Here is a 1,126-nt window from a genome sequence, read left to right as displayed (position 1 = left end):
AAGGTCTGCACAACGCGACGCGCGGTGCGGTTTGAAGTGACGTGATGACGGTGACGCGCCGAAGCCTTCGATTCGGCCGGTCTCGCGGTCGATTGGCACCGCTTCGCAGGCACTGTCAGCACCTCGCGAGCCCGCTGCGGGTATCGCGGACGCACTCATCCCGGCGCTCGCATCAACTGCCGCCTGGCCATCCACAGGTTCGACAGTGCGAACAGCGTGACGATCTGCGCGGTGTTCTTCGCAAGCCCTCGGTATCGCACCTTGGTGAACCCGAACTGCCGCTTGATGACGCGGAACGGGTGCTCGACCTTCGCGCGGATGCTGGCCTTCATCTTCTCCACACGCTCGGCCACGAAGTCCGGCTCGATGAAGGGGTTGAGCTTCCTGCGCAGGCCCGGGCGCATGGCCACATGCCAGGTGGGCCCCGCGGCTTCGGCCCGCTTGTGCACGCCCTGGTAGCCGGCGTCGCCGAAGGCGGCTTCTTCCTCGCCGTGCAGCAGTTGCCCGGCGACGTTGAGGTCGTTGACGTTGGCCGCCGTGGTGGCCACGGTATGCACCAGACCCGACTGCGCGTCCACGCCGATGTGGGCCTTCATGCCGAAGTACCAGTTGTTGCCCTTGCGGGTCTGCTTCATCTCCGGATCGCGCTCACCTTCGGCGTTCTTGGTCGAGCTCGGTGCCGAGATCAGCGTGGCGTCCACCGCCGTGCCGCTGCGCAGCATCAGGCCGCGATGCTGCAGCAGATCGTTGACCACCCGCAGCATGTCCACGGCCAGGTTGTGGCGTTCCAGCAGGTGGCGGAACCTCAGGATGGTGGTCTCATCAGGCAGCCGTGCCGTCACGCTGTCGAGCTTGGCGAACTCCCGGTACAGCGGCACGTCGTGCAGCGCCTCTTCCATCGCCGGGTCGCTCAGCCCGAACCACTGCTGCAGGTAGTGGATGCGCAGCATGGTCTCGATGCCGAAGGGCGGTCGCCCGGTCTTGGCCTTGGGGTAGTGCGGCTCGACGATCTGCACCAGCACGCCCCACGGCACCACGCGTTCCATCTCTTCCAGGAACTCGCGCTTGCGCGTCTTCTTGGTCGACAGGTTCAGGCCCAGGCCCAGCTGCTTCATGGTCGTCTTGC

Annotated in this window: 1 protein-coding gene; it reads right to left on the bottom strand. The window is 66.0% G+C overall.

The genetic code is table 11. The annotated features are described in order from the left end of the window. Positions 1-155: 155 nt before the first annotated feature. Positions 156-1,115 carry an IS5 family transposase gene (locus Y694_RS21950; protein ID WP_036236753.1) on the bottom strand — a complete coding sequence of 320 codons (960 nt, stop codon included), beginning with the start codon at positions 1,113-1,115 and terminating at the stop codon, positions 156-158. Positions 1,116-1,126: the final 11 nt, after the last annotated feature.

This window comes from Methylibium sp. T29-B (assembly GCF_000576225.1).
Classification (GTDB): domain Bacteria; phylum Pseudomonadota; class Gammaproteobacteria; order Burkholderiales; family Burkholderiaceae_C; genus Methylibium; species Methylibium petroleiphilum.
Note: the sequence above shows the minus strand (reverse complement) of the source record. Positions and strands in the feature narration are given on the sequence as shown.

Coding starts and splice junctions, on each gene's coding strand:
- Y694_RS21950 (WP_036236753.1), bottom strand. CDS start 1,115: ATGAAGCAGCTGGGCCTGGGCCTGAACCTGTCGACCAAGAAGACGCGC.